We start from the raw sequence: 17,459 nt of genomic DNA, 5'->3' as shown, positions 1-17,459 counted from the left end.
AAGGCGTCTGCTTCCGTTAATGCTCATTAGCGGTATGTTATCTTGTATATAACATATTGATTGAATTATATTTTGTGACTATGAAGGTCTTATTTTCAAAAAAATGGATGTGGATTAAAGAGCGATAATCCGGTAAATTGGACTTCGGTAACCCCTTCTGGCAAATAAGAAAATCTGGTTTCCCGAAGAAATGCCTGAATGTCCGCTAATGAGCATTAACGATTGTTTGTTTTCCGCAACAAACCGGTTGCAAGCGCTCCGATTCCTCGAAACGCCCTTGCCGGCGCCTGTCCTGTTACCTGAACAGCCAATGATCTTGCCGGGATGAACTGCCCCGGTTCCTTGCCATCCGGACTGAACGTTTTTGGCGGCCTGTCACGTTCGGTCAACGGCAATCGGGCCGTTTTCATGAAGCGCGCCGGCATGCGCGGGCAACAAGACAGCGGTATTGACGACTTGTGCCTGTCACCGAAACGGATCGGTTGCCTGCGCCCGTTCCGGCACTTTCCGAAAGCGTCCCATCCCCTTTTCAGGCGCAAGACACGACGCAAAATGGATTTCCGGGGCGCATTCACGCGTGCTGTCTCCGCAGCAGTTTGAAACTGGCCCGGAAAGCTATCCTGACAAATTCAGGTTTGCGTAAAAACTTCGGCCTTAAACCGGCGAACAGCGCTATGGCTTCGTGTATTATGAAAAACGCTCCCAAAGCAGGCGCTGTCAAGTCTTGCGACGCCGGACAAGGCTGAAACATTCCCCCTTTATTTCCTGTCGGACCCCAACGTGTGTTGAGAATCTCTGACGCACGCTGCACGACCCCGTTTCCTGAATGAAAATTCACTGATGTATCAATAACTTGCCATAAACCTTAATGTGTTCACGTTTGACTTTATTTCGGCTGGCATCCGGTCACGAAACCCGGCACTTCCGCACGACCCGGCCCGCCTTCCTGAAACGAAAAAACCGCATCGCCGGTCTTCCGTTCCCGTCTTCCGGAAAAAACCCGACCCGTCCGTTCCCGGCCGGCCGACACGCCACTTCCCGGAAATCCCTGCCCGCGCGATCACCTCATATGAAGGCAGGAAAAAGCCTGTTTTCACTCCCGCCCCGCTTTCAGGATCAGTCGCCCTCTCTCCCGGCGGGGAAACGCGCGGCGGCGAGCCCGGTTCTTTCGCTTTCGGAATTTGCCGGCTCTTCCGCCATTTACGCCGTTCCGCTTTCGCCGGGCAATACCGCTTATCCCGTCCATTCCCTGCCGGAAAGACAAAGCAGGAAAGACAGGACGTCTGTCTTAAAAGCGGGGAAAAGGCTTTCCGGAAACGGAAAGGCTTGCGCAAATAATGCCAAATCGCGCCAAACGATGAGAAACGGCAACAAACGGTTCCGGCGGTTCCACAACCGTCCGCGACAGGAAGAAAACAGGCTATGATAGGGCATGTTTTCCCGAATTCCCCACCATTTTCGTTAAAAGGAACCCCGCCATGACCATGGAATACCGCCACATCGCAGGCACCGATCTGAAACTGTCCGTCATCACCTTCGGCTCATGGGCGGCCGGCAGCTGGATGTGGGGCAAGACTGACCGGAACGACGCCATCGCCGCTATCCGTGCCGCTTGTGACCTGGGCGTCACCTCGATCGACACCGCCCCCGTTTACGGACAGGGCGACAGCGAAAACATCGTCGGCGAAGCCATTTCAGGCATTTCCCGCGACAAGGTGCAAATCCTGACCAAGTTCGGCCTGCGCTGGGACGCGCCCGAAGGCAAGGGAAAATTCTTTTTCAAGAGCCAGGACAATGACGGCAAACCGATCGACATCGTCCGGTATGCCGGCAAGGAAAGCGTGATCGCCGAATGCGAAGCCAGCCTGAAACGCCTGAAAACGGATTACATCGACCTCTACCAGATCCACTGGCCGGACAAATCGACCCCGATGGAGGAAACCTTTGACGCTGTCGGCCGGCTGATCGAACAGGGAAAGGTGCGTTACGCCGGCGTCTCCAACTACACTGCGGCCCAGATGGCCGAAGCGGAAAAAATCCTGCCCATCGTGTCCAACCAGATTCCCTTTTCCATGATCAACCGGGGCATCGAGGCGGAAACGGTTCCCTACTGCATCGAACACAACAAGGCGATACTGGCCTACAGTCCGCTGGAAAGGGGGGTTTTAACCGGCAAAATCAAACCCGGCCATGTTTTCGCCGAAGGCGACCACCGGGCGGATTACCGATTCTATACCGACGAAAATCTGGTGAAAATCAACGCGTTTCTGGAGAAGCTGAAGCCGCTTGCCGAAGCGAAAAACGCGACGCTGGCCCAGCTCGTTTTGCGCTGGACAATCGACCGTCCCGGCATCACCATCGCACTTGCCGGCGCCCGGAACGCCGCGCAGGCCACCGCCAACGCCCATGCCGTTGATATTGCGCTAGACCCGGACGAAATCGCTTTTATCGACGAAAACCTGCCCGAAATCTGACCGGCTTGCCCTCCAAAGGCGTCCTTTTCCTGCTGGCTCCGGCATGAAGCTGTCCGGCATGAACCGGGCAGCGCAAGACAGGAATCCGGCCATCAGGGCGCCATAGCGGCAAAAGGAAACCGCCTGCGACAGCGCCCCCGGCAACCGCCCTTGCGGCAACCTCTTTAAGAGAGCCCCCTTGCACCAAGCGCCTTACGACAGCCATTTCAGGCCGGCGATTCCCCCCAGAATCATGCCCAGAAACAGGCACCTCGGCAGGGAAACCGCTTCGTGAAACAGGACGATTCCGGCAATGACCGCGCCGGCCGTTCCAATGCCTGTCCAGACGGCATAAGCCGTTCCGACCGGCAGAATCTTCATCGCCTGAGCCAGCAAGGCAAAACTGACCGCCATCGCGGCAATCGTGCCCAGAGACGGCCACAAGCGGGTAAATCCGTGCGTATATTTGAGACCGACAGCCCATCCGGTTTCGAAAAGGCCGGCCAGAACGAGAAGGAACCAGACCATACACCCTCCTTTTTGCAAAAAGGAAGGGCCGTCCCTTCATTGAACACACAGCCGGGGTCGTCCCCGGCCGGCCAAAGCCGCGCAACAGGCGAAAACCGGCATCCGCTCCGGATACCCGCTTTTTCGCATGGGCGACTTTGCGTATCTGCGCCGGTATATTAACAGAAAACCGCCATTTCATCCGGCGCTATAAAAAAGCGCGGCATTTCCCCTTTCTCCCCTTCCCGGTACGCCATTTCCCCCTTTCACGCCCCCGTCGGGCCTTCACGGCAACATCCGGAGCACAGCGGCGGCAGTATGCGTTCCGTCGAGCATCAACTGGCGATCGCCCCGGCTGGACGAAGCCAGCACCTGCGTTTTCCGGATCAGGAAAGCGCCGACGCGGATACGGAATTCCACCGACCTCGCCAATTCCCGCGGTGCGCCCGGCACCGCCTGATAGCGTGGATTGTTCATGCCCGGATGGTCATACACCCGGATGTTCCAGAAAAGCCCGTTTTGCGCGATGATTCGCTCGGCCTCCCCGTTACTCGGGTTCCGCGGCCAGGCAGGATTCCACTGCGGTTCGCCTGCGGCATTGGCATACCGGTCGCGCCACCAGTTCGCGGTCTGGTTTTGTCCCAGCGCCTGATCGACCGGGCCCACAACCGGAACCTGTTGCACCCAGACACCGCCGTTCAACTGCCAGTGCGTAATCGTCTCCCACCATGAAAAAGCCGGCGCATCGATCCGGTGAGCATGTCTTCCTCCCCCCGTAACCGTGGCCGGGATACGCAGCTCGAGAGCATGTCCCAAAATGGGGCCGTGTACCCGGTACGCCATCCCATTCATAACCGGCTGTGCAATTTGCATCGGACGCGCCATGATTTTCTCCTTTCCCGTGAACCGTTTTGTTCCGGAAAATATAAGAGACTGGAAAGGCGGTGAAAAGGCTACCGATAACGTATTGACTATCGCCTGTTTTTCCGGTCGCCTTTCGATGGAAAGCGGTGGAAACCTTCCCGGCAAGATCCGTTTTTCCGGTGTACCCGCCTGCCTTTCCGGTTTGTCTGGCTACCGTGAAAAAGGCGATGCCTTCGTGTTTCCTGAAAGCAGGCTTACGCCCCCTCCTTCTGATTTTTCTCAAAAACCCCTTTTTCCTTTCCGGGAAACTGGAACGCGATCTGAAAACATCCCGCCGTTCATTCCTTTCCAAAGGGTTTCTTTTTGCGGGAACCTGCCGCTTTTCCGGCCGGTCCAAACAAACCGGCCCTGTTATGGGCGTCGCCCCTGACGGGGTGGCAGGCTCCCGGAATCTGGCGGAAAAAGGCGGACGAACGATCCGGCCGGAAGGAGGAAAATCATGCCTTACATCATGAAAAACGTCGTCCCCTGGGGACGCACGCTTAACGAATACCGGAAAATGTTTGCCCTGTCGGATACCGAACTCAAAGGCCATATCGCCGGTTTCGGTGACGGAGTCGCCAGTTTCAATGCCGAATGCGGCACACTGGGCGGACACGTCACATCAGTCGACCCGGTTTACCGGTTTACGGGCGAGCGGCTCGAAAAAGTGCTGGCCGAGGCGAAACGGCGGCTGATCGGGGAAACGGCCAGGGAAAGGAAAAAGGACAATGCCGCCATCGCACGGGACATCGACGAACTGGAAAGACGGCACATGACCGCCGTCCAGCTCTTCATGGACGACTACGAGGAAGGCAAAAAGGCGGGCCGCTACCGGGATTGCGAACTGCCCTTCAGGCTTCCTTTCCCGGACGACACCTTCGACCTTGGGCTGTCCTCGCACTTCCTGCTGCTTTACACACGGCACGGCATCAATTTCCATATTCAGGCCATTGGGGAAATGCTGCGCACCTGCCGCCAGATCAGGATATTTCCGGTTATGGACGTTCGCGGAGAAAAAACCGGACTGGCCCGGAAAGTGGTGGAACACTTTGCCCGCGATTACGAGCTTGCCTTCTGCAAAACGGACTATCACTGCGGGAACGGCCACAACGACATGCTGATAATCCGCCGGAAAGACACCACATCCCCGGCAGTGCACTGACCGTTCACCCTTCAGGACGGCACCCCTGAACACGTGTCACCGGCAGGCTTTGCCGTTTCTGTCGGGAACCGGCGCGATTTTTGCCTTTCCCGACAGAACCGCAAAACACCTGTCCGATCCTGACAAGACCGCTCCGGACATCCGGTAACGTGTCCACCCCGGTTTTGTCCCGGACTCCGGTGTCCGTTCCGGCGCCGGCGCTTTCCGGAACCATACCTGTCGCCCCACCCTACCGGCATTCACCGCGTTTGAAGAACAGGCGCCATTCAACTCCGGCACCAGCGCTTTTCCTGTCCCGATTGCCGTATTTCCGGACACGCCGGGCGTCCGGTCGCTGCCCCTTCTTGTGGCGGCATACCCTTTGCCCGCCTTGTTCCCGAAAGCGGCACGATACCGGATGGCTCCGGTCGCCGGAACACCGGTTCCTTTCCTGTCCGTTTCAGGAGCGCACCGCCGGAAACGGGCTTAAAGCCATCCTTCCCAAAACAGGGTTCCGTTTCCATCAGGAAAGATGCCGTCCAGTACAGCGGGTTTGATTTCCGGATGAATCGAACTGGATTTCCGGACGGTATTTTCAGTCAACATTCCCAATAAAAAGGCTTTGTGAATCGTTTGCAGGCTATTTTTCAGCCATGTAATAACGGATTTTTCCCCGATTCAAAGAGGAATTTTCCGTCTTTTCCCGTGATTTTTTCCCGGATTTTCACCAAAACTGTCCGGAAACCAGAATTTTTTACAAAAACCGTCAAACCCGGTATGCATGCGGGTTTCAGGCCATTTTTGACCTTTTTTATTCATCCTGCTTCTAACACTTCCCAACTCGTCTTCCTCTCTTTCAGCAGGACTCCCTCTTCCGCAAACGAACGCCCCGGCCGGTTCAGGCCCTGCCTGTTCCGGCAGGGTCTGGCGCTTTCCGTCGTACGCTGTGACCCCGGCCGGCCATTCCGCCTGTTTTCCCCCCCGTGTTCCCGCAAAACCGGCAGGAAAACGCGTGTGACACGACAGGCGCGGTATAGTCGCCAGCCGTCAATACGGATAAAAAAGGGAAACGGTCTCCCGTTTCCCTGTTGAAGGAACGCTCCCCGGATCAGAACTGGATCTGTTGATTGTTGACCAGTTGATTCATCAGCTCATTGACCTGATCGTTGTGAGACAGTTGATCGAAATTCTGAGGCAATCCATGGATATCAATCGTCGCCAGCGTCGTACTGTCATGCGCGTGACCGTCCCTGCCGTCCCGGTCGATTGACAGGGTCACCGTCGCCGACCCTGTATCCTTATCGACCTTGTCGATTTGCAGATTCAGAAAACCTCCATGAATCAGCTGACCGGTACTTTCAACGCCTTGCAACAGTTCGCCGATATCCAGCACGTCGCCATTGCCATTGTTACCGAGATGGAAATCGGTAATGTGATCGCCCCTGTCGCGGCCGCCGTCCAGATCGCCGGCGTGCCACCTGAAGGTGTCGCTGCCCAGACCGCCGGTCAGCACATCGTCGCCCGCGCCGCCGACCAGAATGTCGTTTCCGTCGCCGCCCTGGAGAACGTCATGGCCTTCCCCTCCGTAGAGCGCGTCGTCGCCGTCTCCTCCGGACAGATAGTCGTTGCCGTGACCGCCGTGCAGGGTATCGTTGCCGCCTTCCCCGAAGAGAATCTGGCTGTGATCCACCGTGGTATCGCCCAGCACGTCGGTTTCGCTGCTGCCAGGCGCCGTATTCAACCCGTTCAGGTTGACGTCGAACGTTCCCTCAACGCCATCCGGATGAGCGGCGTCCGTTACCCGATAGCCGAATGCCTCATGCAACGTTTCCCCGTTCGCCTGCGCCAGGGTGTCATCCTGCGCCAGCTTGTGCAGGTTCGCTTCGGACATGTCAAGCGTGTACTCGTAACGGTGATTCGTGGCGTCGTAATGCAGGGTACCGTACTGGCCGGCGATATCGCCCTGTTCGCCGATCGAATCAAAATGGTAAGTCAGCATGTCGCCTTCGGTATCCGTCGCGGGCAAGATGCCTGTTATCGCCATATCGGCACTCAGCGAGGCAAGCGACATATTCGCGGCGCCGGCGTCTCCCGACAGCGCATTCGTTCCGTCGATACCGACCGTCAGATTTCCGGTCAGGGCGGATTCATGCCCGTCGCTGACCTGAATCTGCACGTTCACCAAACCGGTCGTCCCGGCCGCCACACTGTTTTTCGCCTCATCCGAGGCGGTGAAACTATAACTCCAGTCAATTTTGCCGTTTTCACCTTTCGTACCGTTCAGGACGAAATCGCCCAGTCCGGCAATCGTGACCGTACCGGAGAGCCCCGTATCGTCCAGCGTAACGGTATGGGGTTGTCCATCGGCTGTTATGATGGACAGCGAATGCGTGTCATTCACATCGACATCGGTGAAAGCGAAACCGCCGGTATTCTCTTCCGCGTCCGATGTGTACGTATCGACGACCGGCGCATCGTTCGCTCCGGCGATATTGACCGTAATGGTCTGTGTCGCCGTACCGCCGTGGCCGTCGTCCACCGTCACGGTGAACGTTTCGGTCGCCTTTTCGCCCTGTCCGAGCGCCTGCGCCCGATCGTCCGGCGTATAGGTGTAATGGCCGTCGGCATCGATCTTCAGCGAACCGTATTCCCCTTTCGCTTCCGCTCCTCCGGGACCGGCATCACCTGCCAATCCGACAGCAAACGTATGGGAATCGTTCACATCCGCATCGGTAAAGACGAGCGTATCGCCCGCACCGGCCGACGTGTCTTCCGTCAGGTTCAGGCCGGGCGCGGAGGTAATGACGGGCGCGTCGTTCGACCCCGAAATCGTCACCTCCAGCGTTTCGGTATGGGACGCGCCGTATTCGTCCGTAACCTGCACCCGGAAGGAATCGGTAACCGTTTCCGGCGTGCCGTCGGCTTTCAGGCCAAGTCCCAGATCGCTGACTACACCGGTATCCGGCGCGTAAGTGTACTTTCCGCTCACCGGATCGATGGTGATCGTCCCGTAATCGCCGTTCATCGTCAGCGAAGTGCCGTTACCGTTGACAAAGCTGTAGGTCAGCGAAGCGGCGGTATCGGCGTCTGTTCCCTGCGCCGTTCCGGTCAGCGTGCCGGTCTGCGACTCGTTCATCGCCAGATTGTCCAGCGCCAGCGTCGGCGCGTCGTTCGTTCCGGTGATCATCACGTTTACCTTGCCCGTATCGGTATCGGTTCCGTCGGAAACGGTCACATAAAACGAATCCTGCGCCTGCTCGCCTTCGTTTAGCGACGCCGATTTGGCCGGGTCGAGACGATAAATGTAATGGCCGTTTGCATCAATCGTTACCGTTCCGTAAGTCGTGACATATTCGCCCTTTTCATTTGTCGCCAGCGGCTTGCCGTCCTGACCGGTGATCGCGAACGTATGCGTGTCGCCCCTGTCAACATCGTAAACCGACGCATCGCCGCTGACTTCGGTAGCGGTTTTTTCCGTGACAGACAGGGTGGAATCGACCGAAAGCTGCGGCGCATCGTTCGTCCCGGTAATCCCGACGGCGATATCGACCTCACGCGACCCCCCGTCGGCGTCCCAGACCGTCATTTTGAAATGTTCGGTCTTTTTTTCGCCCTCTGCGAGTTGCTGGACTTCGCGCAACTCGTTGTCGAGCGTGTAACGGTACGACCCGTCGGGATTCAGCATCAGGCTGCCGTATTCCCCCTTGACGAACAAGACTTTCGTATGGCTTTGATCGTCCGCCTTCGAGAACGTCAGATTGCCGGAAGTATCGTCTGTGATGATCCAGCCGTTCTCCGCGCTGGATGCCGCCTCCGTTTTCACGTCTTCGGTGACAAAAAGGCTGGAACTCTCCGATCCGGCGGTAATGACCGGCGCATGGTTGACGCCGTTTAAGGTAACAGAAACATCCTGCCCGACGCCCGGCCTGACGCCCGAAGGATCGTCGGTCACATATACCCTGAAGCTGTCGGTCAGTATCTCGTCAAGCGTCATGTGTTCCGGCAAAGGCGACTTGCCGCCACCCGCGGTGTAAGTGTACGATCCATCCGGATTCAGGGTAACCGTCCCATACCCGGTCTGGATCGAATCGAGACGCTGGCCATCCGCGCCGAGGAAATAATACGTCAGCGTCTGGCTCTGTACCGAACCGTCCGGATTCGTCACGATTTGACCATTGCTATCCAGCGCATGATCGATATCGTGCGCCGTGATCCGGCCAGTCGTTGACAGGCCGCCCGTCCAGCCGGTTTCGACGTGTTCCGTCAGCGCCAGATTTCCCACGCTGTCGATTACCGGCGCGTCGTTTGTACCGCTGATCTTGATCTCGATTCCGGTCGTCTGACCGGTTCCGTTCACATGCACCGTATAGTGCCGGACAACGGTTTCGCCATCTGCCAGACTTTGCACGGCCTGCGTATGGTTATGCAGTTCATAGGTGTATTTTCCGGTTTTCGCATCCAGATACAGGGTGCCGTACTCATCGGAAATCGACTGGACGGCATGGCCCTCTGCATCGTGGAAACTGAAGGTGGCCCCGTCGGTCTGGCCTCCCTGCACCAGGACACTGCTGTGGCCTTCGGTTTTGATGTCTTCCTGTACGTTAAAGGAAAGGTTGGGATGCAGATCGGGGTGCGGGACAGGCGATGGTTCGCTGCCGCCCGCGCTTCCCGACTGCGTGTCGCCATGAATCGTCACATCCAGCGCCGTCGTGCTGCTGGCGCCGTGCGCGTCGATGACGTTCACGACGAAATGATCCACTTTGGCGTCGCCGTCTTTCATATTCTGAACGGTCTTGCTTTCCGTATCGAGCACATATTCGTAGTGACCGTCCGGTTTCAGATAAAGCGTGCCGTATTCGCCCCGGATCGAGTTGACCGTTTCCACATCGTCCGACGTAATCGGATGGCCGTCAATCGCGGTAACAGGGTTGCCTGCCGTATCCAGCTTCGGGGTTCCGTCGACATTCAGCAGCTGGAACGTCCCGTCCGCCATCATGCCGACCAGAATGTGCTGGCCGTCCATGAACACCGTCTGGAACCCGTAGGACAGTTTCGTATCGTCGATATCGCCGGCCTTGAAATGGCCCTTGACGGACGCCTCCGTTTCATCGATCGAAACATAGGCGGTCGAACCATCTGTCAGATCCTGCGGTTTGCCTTCGCCAGCCTGATGCATTGATTCGATCGCCGGCGCATCGTTCGTGCCTTTGATCGTGATGGTGATCGTCACGTTCTGCGTATCGCTTTGGAGAAGATTCCCGGAAGTGACGTCGATCGTGAAGTTTTCCGTTAGCGTACCGCCGTCATTGAGTTGCTGGATCTCTTTCGCGTCGTTTTCCGTCAGTTCATACGTATATTTGCCCGTTGCCGTATCGAACGTCAGCTTGCCGTATTTGCCCTCGACAATCAGCAGATTGGAATGAACCGGATCCACACTGGCAGAAAGATTGCCGGATTGCAGGTTGGAAAAACTGTGCGTGTCCGACGTATCCGGATCGACAACCACCAGTTCGTCCGTAACGGAAGGAACCGGATCGGTCTTGTCTGTTATCAGGCCGTTGTCTTCCTGAACGCCCGACTGGCCGTTTCCGCCTGCGGCCGTGCCGATCGTGAACATATCGTTCTCGCCGTTAATGACGATATCGAGCTTCTGTTCGCTGTGTGCGCCCAGCCCGTCACTCACCCGGACCGTGAAATGGTCGGTCGTCTTTTCACCCGAGGCCAGATACTGGACTTTCGTGGTGTCCAGATAATAGTGGTACGTCCCGTCCGGCTGTAACTCCAGCCGCCCGTATTCGCCCTGGATAATCTGGCGGCTGCTGCCTTGATCATCCACCAGCGAAAAGCGCAGCCCGGCATCGTCCGCACCGGGATAGGGAGACGTTCCCGTCACCGGCGCATCCGGATCGTGACCGGCCAGCTTGCCGCTCACCGACGCCGTGTCCTCGCTGGTCTCGACCCTGAAAGCGCCCGTCGTCGCATCCTGCGCCAGAGGGTTGCCTTCACTGTCGGTGCCGCCAGTCAGAACCGGCTTGTCGTTCGTGCCCTGAACGGTCACCGAAACGTCTTTCGTCACGGCATTGCCGGCCGGATCGGTGACAGTGATCGAGAACGATTCATTGACAGTCTGCCCCTGGGCCAGTCCCTGCGCTTTCGTTTCATCAATCACATACGTCCATTGACGGGTTACCGTATCGAAAGTGAAGGTGCCGTACTGGCCCTCCCAGCTTTGCGTGAGCACCTTGCCGCCCTCGCCGTCGGTTGTTTCATGGTAATTCCCGCCCGACAAGGGCTTGCCGTCGCTGTCGGTCAGGCGGTATTCCAGCGCCTGCGTATCGCCTGCATCCCGGTCGGTAGCCGAAACCGTTCCGCTGGCGCTCTGGCCTGTCACTTCACGGTTGCCGTCGCCGTCGGGCCCCCGGACGACACCTTGCTCGATCGCCAGAGCGTTCCAGCCATCGGCCGTAAAGACCGGCCTGTCGTCCGTCCCGACAATCGTGACGGTGACTGTCTGTTCGTTTTCGTTTGTTGCGCCATGCCTGTCAACTGCTGTAACCGGGATGTTTTCAAGCAGCTTGTCGCCCTCGTGCAATCCCTGCACCTGCGAATTCGCATTGTCGATGGTATAGGTATATTTGCCGCTGACCGGATCGATCTTGAAAGTGCCGCCATAGGCGTCGATGAATTCAGTGACCAGTTCCCGCCCGTTGTACATGCCTGAGGCAACGATCCTGACGCCTTCGCCCAGCCCGGCCAGATCAGCCGGATCGACGCCGTAACGCAAACCGTTTTTGCCCGGATCGCCCGCATTGTCCTTGTCCACGTCGGTTGCCCCGACCGTGCCTGAGGCCGTCGCGCCCGTATTCAGGGAAGCGTCTTCCTTCACGACCAGATTGCCGTCTTCGCCCTGGATTGTCGCGTCGGCATAGCCGCTGTCGGTCTGCTGCAGGGTAAACGCCGGCCTGTCGTTGGTGCCCTTGATATTGACGGTCGCCCAGGTTTCCAGCACGCCGCCCTTGCCGTCGGAAACGGTAAAGGAAATATAGCGCTGCACCGTCTCGCCGCTTTTCAGCGCCTGGACGACCTGCGCATCGTTGTCCAGCACGAAATAATAGTTGCCGGTTGCCGGATCGAGATGGAACGTACCCATATCTGTCTTGTACGTCTGCCAGCCGTCCCCATCCGTACCCGTTTCACCTTTCCATTTACCCGGATTGCGGTCATCGGCCGCCCTGGCATTGATGGAATAAGTCAGATCATCGCCTTCCCAGTCCCGGATATCGTTCTTGCCGATCTGGCTGGTTTCCTTGCCAGCCGTCGGCTTATTGCCTCCATCGATTACGCCGCTCTCCTTGACATCGACCTGACTGCCGGCCTGCAGATAGGGATGGTCATTGGCGCCATGCACATTGACATGAACCGGCACGTCTTTCCATGCACCATGTTCATCGGTAACGCGCACCCTGTAATCCAGCGTAACGGTGTCGCCCTCGTCGAGTTTCTGCACAACCCCGCTCTGGTTATTGACGGTAAAGGTATATTTTCCGCTAGCCGGATCAATCGTCAGCGTACCGTAATCGTTGGTGATGGACGTGACCGGTTTGCCGCTTTCATCGTTGCCGAAACTGTATTTCAGGCCTTTTTGGTCGCCATGATCCAGATCGCTGCCTGTGGCATTGCCGGAAGCGGCAGCGTTGTAGGACGACCCCGAATCCGCGCCTTTTTCATAGACGTCGAGCACCGGTTTGTCCACAGACAGGTCGGGAATATCGTTGCTGCCCTTGATGATGATCTGGAAAATACGCGATCCCGTTCCGCCATGCCCGTCTTCCACCCGGGCTGTGAGCTGGAGATTCACCCGTTCTCCCTCGCCCAGATACTGGACCATTCCCTCATCGTTCAGTTCAAAGGTGTATTCGCCCGTCCGGGTATCCAGAACCAGTTTGCCGAAATTGGTTTCCAGCGTCTGGATCCCGTTTGCATCGGTATGGTTGCCAATAACCTTGAGAGAAATCGTTTCCCCGTCGGCAACCGGAATTTTGCCGGTCTGCGCATCGACGATCTGGAAGGCTTTTCCGTCCGGCGCATCGATCCGGTACGTCAGGCTGTCCTGCGGATCGTCCACGTCGGAACCTTTCAGTATGCCGGAGACCTGGAGTTTGTGTTCCCCGGGATAGACATAGGAATTGTCCGGCCTGGCCGGATCGACTGTTAGGGAATTGCCGTTGTCCTTTGGATTGTCCGGATTGTCGTAAACGCCGGTTTCCTTCAGTTCGATACTGGTATAGCCGACCGTCGGCGCATCGTTGGCGCCGTGGATGTTGACCGTGACATCCTGCTGATCGTAAGCCCCGTGCTCGTCGCTTACACGGATAGTGTAGTTTTGCGGAATGACGTCGCCGACATTCAATCCCTGAACGGCGGCGCTGTCGTTGTTCAGCGTGAAAGTGTATTCCCCGGTATCCGGATCGATCGTGAGCGCTCCGTACTCGTTCGTGATCGAGGTCACCTCCCTGCCGTGTTCGTCGATCAGCGAATACTGTTTTTTCGCGCCATAGTCGTCGTCGATGCCGACCGCCGTGCCGGAAGCGGCCGGTTTGTCCGACCCGATCCCTTTCTCGTAAACGTCCAGCACCCTGTCCTCAGGAGCGATCGTCATAACAGGCGCATCGTTCGCCCCCTGAATATTGATGCCCATGATATGCCGGGCGCTCTGGCCGCTTTCGTCTGTTGCCGTCAACACAAAACTCAGGGTCAGTTTCTGCCCCTGTGCCAGCCTGTCGGCGATCCCGCCCTCGCCCAGCGCACTATCGGACAGCTCAAAACGGTATTCGCCCGTTTCGGTATTCAGCGTCAGCGTTCCATAATTGGTGACGATGGTGCGAATACCGTCTGTCAAAACGTTGCTGATGATTTCCGGCGTCAGTCCGCCGGCATCCACGCCGTCCTGCACACCGGTCAGCGTGAACTTGATATCGCCGTTGCCATCCCGGTTCGGCTGGACGTCCACCGTGAGCTTGTCGTTCGCATCGGTATCAGACACGATGGGCTTGCCGCCATGCCCCTTGTCGGTAAACACATTGCCTTCGGCAGCCACCTTGTGTTGCCGGTCGCCGATAAAGCCCTGATACGCCGGATCCGTGATGAGGCCCGTGTCATGCATGCCGCCTTTTCCGTCGAGATAGGTGCCGTCTTCCTTGACGTCCACGTTGAAGCCATTGACAACCGGCGCGTCATTGACGCCATTGACCGTAATGGCAATCTCCTGAATATCGAAGGCCCCGTGGCTGTCCTCAACGGCGATATGGAAAATCTCGTCGTTAAAAGCGTCGTTAACGCCCAGTCCTTTCACGGCCTGGTAAGCGTCGTCGTGACCCTCTCCCGGGCCGTACAGTTTGTAGGTGTAGCTGCCGTCCGGATGAACGGTCAGTATGCCGTACTTGCCTTCCAGTGTGGTCACCGGGCCGTAATTGCCCAGCTTGTTGGACGCAAAATCCTGTTTTCTGCCGTCATAGTCCCCCGGATTGTTGCCGTTCATGGTCGGATTCGTCACGATCCAGAAAGTGTGGCTGTCGCCGAAGTCGGCATCGCTGACTTTCACAATGCCGTCGTCAAGCAGATTGCCCTCTGCCGTCTGGCCGTCGGTCGCCGAAAGCGATTCGGTGACCGCCAGCACCGGCCGGTCGTTTCGGCCCTCGATATTGATCGTGAAGTCGTGTGAGGAAGAGGCGCCGTGTTCGTCCGTTACCGTCACGCTGAAATTAAGCGTATGGGTGTCACCCAGATTCATGCGGTTCACCAGATCGCTGTCGTCATGGACATTGAAATAGTATTGCCCGGTGTTCACGTCGATATACAAATCGCCCACCTCGAAATGGAAAACCTGATAGGTTCCGGCAGGCAGCTCGGCAAACTGGTCGGTACTGAAATCGTTATTTACATGCTTGTCGGCATAGTCAGCCAGCCGGAACGGTTCGGTGAAAGTTTTTTCCTCGACATCTATTAGTTCCAGACTGCCCGGTTCGCCCAGTTTGTCCGCATTTTTTCCGCTGGTCAAACCCGCCTGAAATGCGGCGGAAAAGCTCAGGCTCGCGCCGGTATCCCGGTCGGCCGCCTCAAAACGGCCGGAAATCACATCGGAATGATCGGCTTCCCGGTTGCTGTTGCCTTCACCGCCCCGCCAGCGGCCATGTTCGGCCGCGGTCACCACCCACGCCCCGTCAGTACCGACAGGCGACAGCGTTTCGCCCAGATAATCCTGCGGGATCAGCTGGGTGAAAACCGGCGTTTCATTGGCGCCTTCGATACAGACAGTCAGCGAGGAATGGCCGGTCAGCTCGCCATCCGAAGCGCTCACATCGAAAGTCAGGTTCCACCGTTGGCCTTCCCCCATTGAATCCACAAAACCGCCGGCTTCGGTATTGAGAGAGAAACGGTAGCTGCCGTCAGCGTTTAACACGAAGGTTCCCGCTTCCGTAACGATGGTGGTCGTGCCGTCACCCGTACTGACTTCCAGCACCCTGATCGTCGTGGTGTCGCCATCATTGTCGGGATTGACAAGCCTTATCGTTTCTCCGGCGGCCATCCCGCTTGTGTCCACGCCGTAAGACAGTGCATCGCCTTCCGCATCGAAGCCCTGAAGCTGTCCGTTGGCTTCCGTGCGGTGCTCGCCATCCCGGATATGGCCATCTCCGTCCGGGCCGGTATAGTCCGCTGTCGGGGTATCAGGCGATACCGCGCCATCGCCATAAACCCCTGTATCCCTGACATGTTCGGTCACGGCCGACATGACCGGCACATCGTTGGCGCCGCGGATAAGGATATCGAGCGGCCGTTCCGCATAAGCGCCGTATTCGTCCGTCACCGTCACTGTCACGCGCTGTGTCACATCGTCGCCATGGCCGGAGAGCTTCTGGACCGCTTCGCTGTCCTTGTCCAGCGTATAGGTATATTCGCCCGTATCCGGATTGATGGTCAGGGTGCCGTACTCGTCCGTGATGCGGGTAACGGGATTGCCATCGGCATCCGTTCCGAAACTGTAGTGCAGAGTATGGCCGGCGTCCGGATCGCTGCCCAAAGCCTGTCCGGCATCGGTAATCGCGCCTTCCACGACCGTCGCCCCGTCGTCGGTCACGACAAGCCGGGTTTTGCCCACTTCCAGAGACGGGATATCGTTGCTGCCTGTCACGTTTACGGTAATGACGGCTTGCGCGGTACCGCCGCGTCCGTCGCTGACTTCCACTGTGAAGCGCTCAACCGCTTTCTCGCCTTCGGCCAGACTGTTTGTCCTGCCGTTGTCCAGTTCATAGGTATAGGAACCGTCGGGATGGAGGGTAATGGTTCCGTAATCCGTCGTGATACTGGTAGCCGGGCCGTCGGGGCCGATCAGGACATAGCTTAGGGTATCGCCATCCGGATCACTGGCAACGACCTGTCCATTGATGACGGGAATGCCTGCCTTTTCGTCGTTGCCGCCCACATAGACCCCGGCTTCCACCACGTCGACCGAAGCGTCGCTCGCGGCAAGGTCGATAACGGGCGCGTCATTGGCGTCAGGCAGCGCGCCATCGTAAACCTGCGTGTCGGGAACCGGATTGGCAAACGTCGTCGTCTCGAAACCCGGCGTCAGGTTGCCCCGCGCCGCGACCTGATCGACGACAACGAAGGAATGCGAACCTGAATGGTTCGGGTCGCCAGCCGTCCCGGCATCGGCGCCCGCCGCCGTCGCTTCGGCGATTTCCGTCGGGTCCGCACCCTCTGCAATCAGCGCCTGAATGTCGGCGACGCTCTGGCCGTCCTGTTGTGCCTGTGCGGCCGTCCCTTCGGGATCGACGACCGCCATGTCCAGCATCAGGCTTTCATTGCTGCCGACAGTCGCGAAATTCCCGTTGTTAAACGCGATATGCACCGTACTGCCCGCCGCCGCCTGAATGACTTCGTTGGCTTCCACGGCATCGCCGACTTTCAATACGCGCACTTCACCTTTTTCGTTTCTTGCTGTCGTCGTGCCGATCAGCGCTCTTACGATCCCGATTGCCATATGATCCTCTTTTCCTGTCTGGGCTGGCAGGAAATCCCCGACGGACTTCCCGACTATATTTCCCAGAATAAACTTTCAAGAGCGCAATGCCTATTGTACCAAGGTACTAGAAAGGCGGTTTTTACGGGCTTGGCAGGGTTTGCGGGCCTGTCTGGCGACAGGCGATCCGGTCTCTGTGAAAGCAGGCGCAACATGAAGGGTCTTTAAGGGAGTTTCTGGCAGGCATCGGGTTTTGCGTCAAAAAATCAAGGTAAAAAATAAGGAATGAGACCGCCCGGAAAGCCAAAAGTTCCGTTCGTCAAAAAAAAGCAGGGAGCGCCCGTTTGACGCAAAAAAGCGGCCTCAGGCCCGACAGACGAGCCGCGACCGGCCAAAGCGCGCCCCTCCGGCCTCGCCTGTCGCGGCAGGCGAT

7 protein-coding genes are annotated in these 17,459 nt (G+C 57.7%); 3 read left to right on the top strand and 4 right to left on the bottom strand.

What is annotated here, in order from left to right:
- The first annotated feature begins 324 nt into the window (after positions 1-324).
- Both OFAG_RS13705 and OFAG_RS05410 read left to right on the top strand, forming a co-directional pair.
- Positions 325-600 carry a hypothetical protein gene (locus tag OFAG_RS13705; protein ID WP_147617703.1) on the top strand — a complete coding sequence of 92 codons (276 nt, stop codon included), beginning with the start codon at positions 325-327 and terminating at the stop codon, positions 598-600.
- Between the two features lie 878 nt (positions 601-1,478).
- On the top strand, positions 1,479-2,474 hold the full coding sequence (locus tag OFAG_RS05410; RefSeq protein ID WP_005877406.1) for an aldo/keto reductase: 996 nt from the start codon (positions 1,479-1,481) through the stop codon (positions 2,472-2,474).
- Positions 2,475-2,666: 192 nt separating this feature from the next.
- Here the strand turns inward: OFAG_RS05410 and sugE are convergent, their stop codons facing one another.
- Positions 2,667-2,981 (bottom strand): quaternary ammonium compound efflux SMR transporter SugE, encoded by a 315-nt coding sequence (gene sugE, locus OFAG_RS05405; protein WP_020994896.1) that lies wholly within the window; start codon positions 2,979-2,981, stop codon positions 2,667-2,669.
- 264 nt (positions 2,982-3,245) lie between these two features.
- A complete protein-coding gene (locus OFAG_RS05400; protein ID WP_147617704.1) occupies positions 3,246-3,845 on the bottom strand; it encodes a hypothetical protein in 600 nt (199 codons plus the stop codon).
- A gap of 478 nt (positions 3,846-4,323) precedes the next feature.
- Here OFAG_RS05400 and OFAG_RS05390 point away from each other — a divergent pair, with 478 nt between their 5' ends.
- Entirely contained in the window at positions 4,324-5,028 is a 705-nt protein-coding gene (locus tag OFAG_RS05390; protein WP_020994895.1) for a hypothetical protein, read from the top strand.
- Positions 5,029-5,064: 36 nt separating this feature from the next.
- Here OFAG_RS05390 and OFAG_RS13700 read toward each other — a convergent pair whose 3' ends face one another.
- Both OFAG_RS13700 and OFAG_RS13695 read right to left on the bottom strand, forming a co-directional pair.
- A complete protein-coding gene (locus OFAG_RS13700; protein WP_147617705.1) occupies positions 5,065-5,346 on the bottom strand; it encodes a hypothetical protein in 282 nt (93 codons plus the stop codon).
- Positions 5,347-6,115: 769 nt separating this feature from the next.
- Positions 6,116-17,047 carry a retention module-containing protein gene (locus OFAG_RS13695; RefSeq protein WP_005877410.1) on the bottom strand — a complete coding sequence of 3,644 codons (10,932 nt, stop codon included), beginning with the start codon at positions 17,045-17,047 and terminating at the stop codon, positions 6,116-6,118.
- Positions 17,048-17,459 lie beyond the last annotated feature (412 nt).

This window comes from Oxalobacter paraformigenes (assembly GCF_000158475.2).
Lineage (GTDB): Bacteria > Pseudomonadota > Gammaproteobacteria > Burkholderiales > Burkholderiaceae_D > Oxalobacter > Oxalobacter paraformigenes.
The sequence above is the reverse complement of the archived record's forward strand: the minus strand, read 5'-3'. Positions and strand labels throughout refer to the sequence as shown.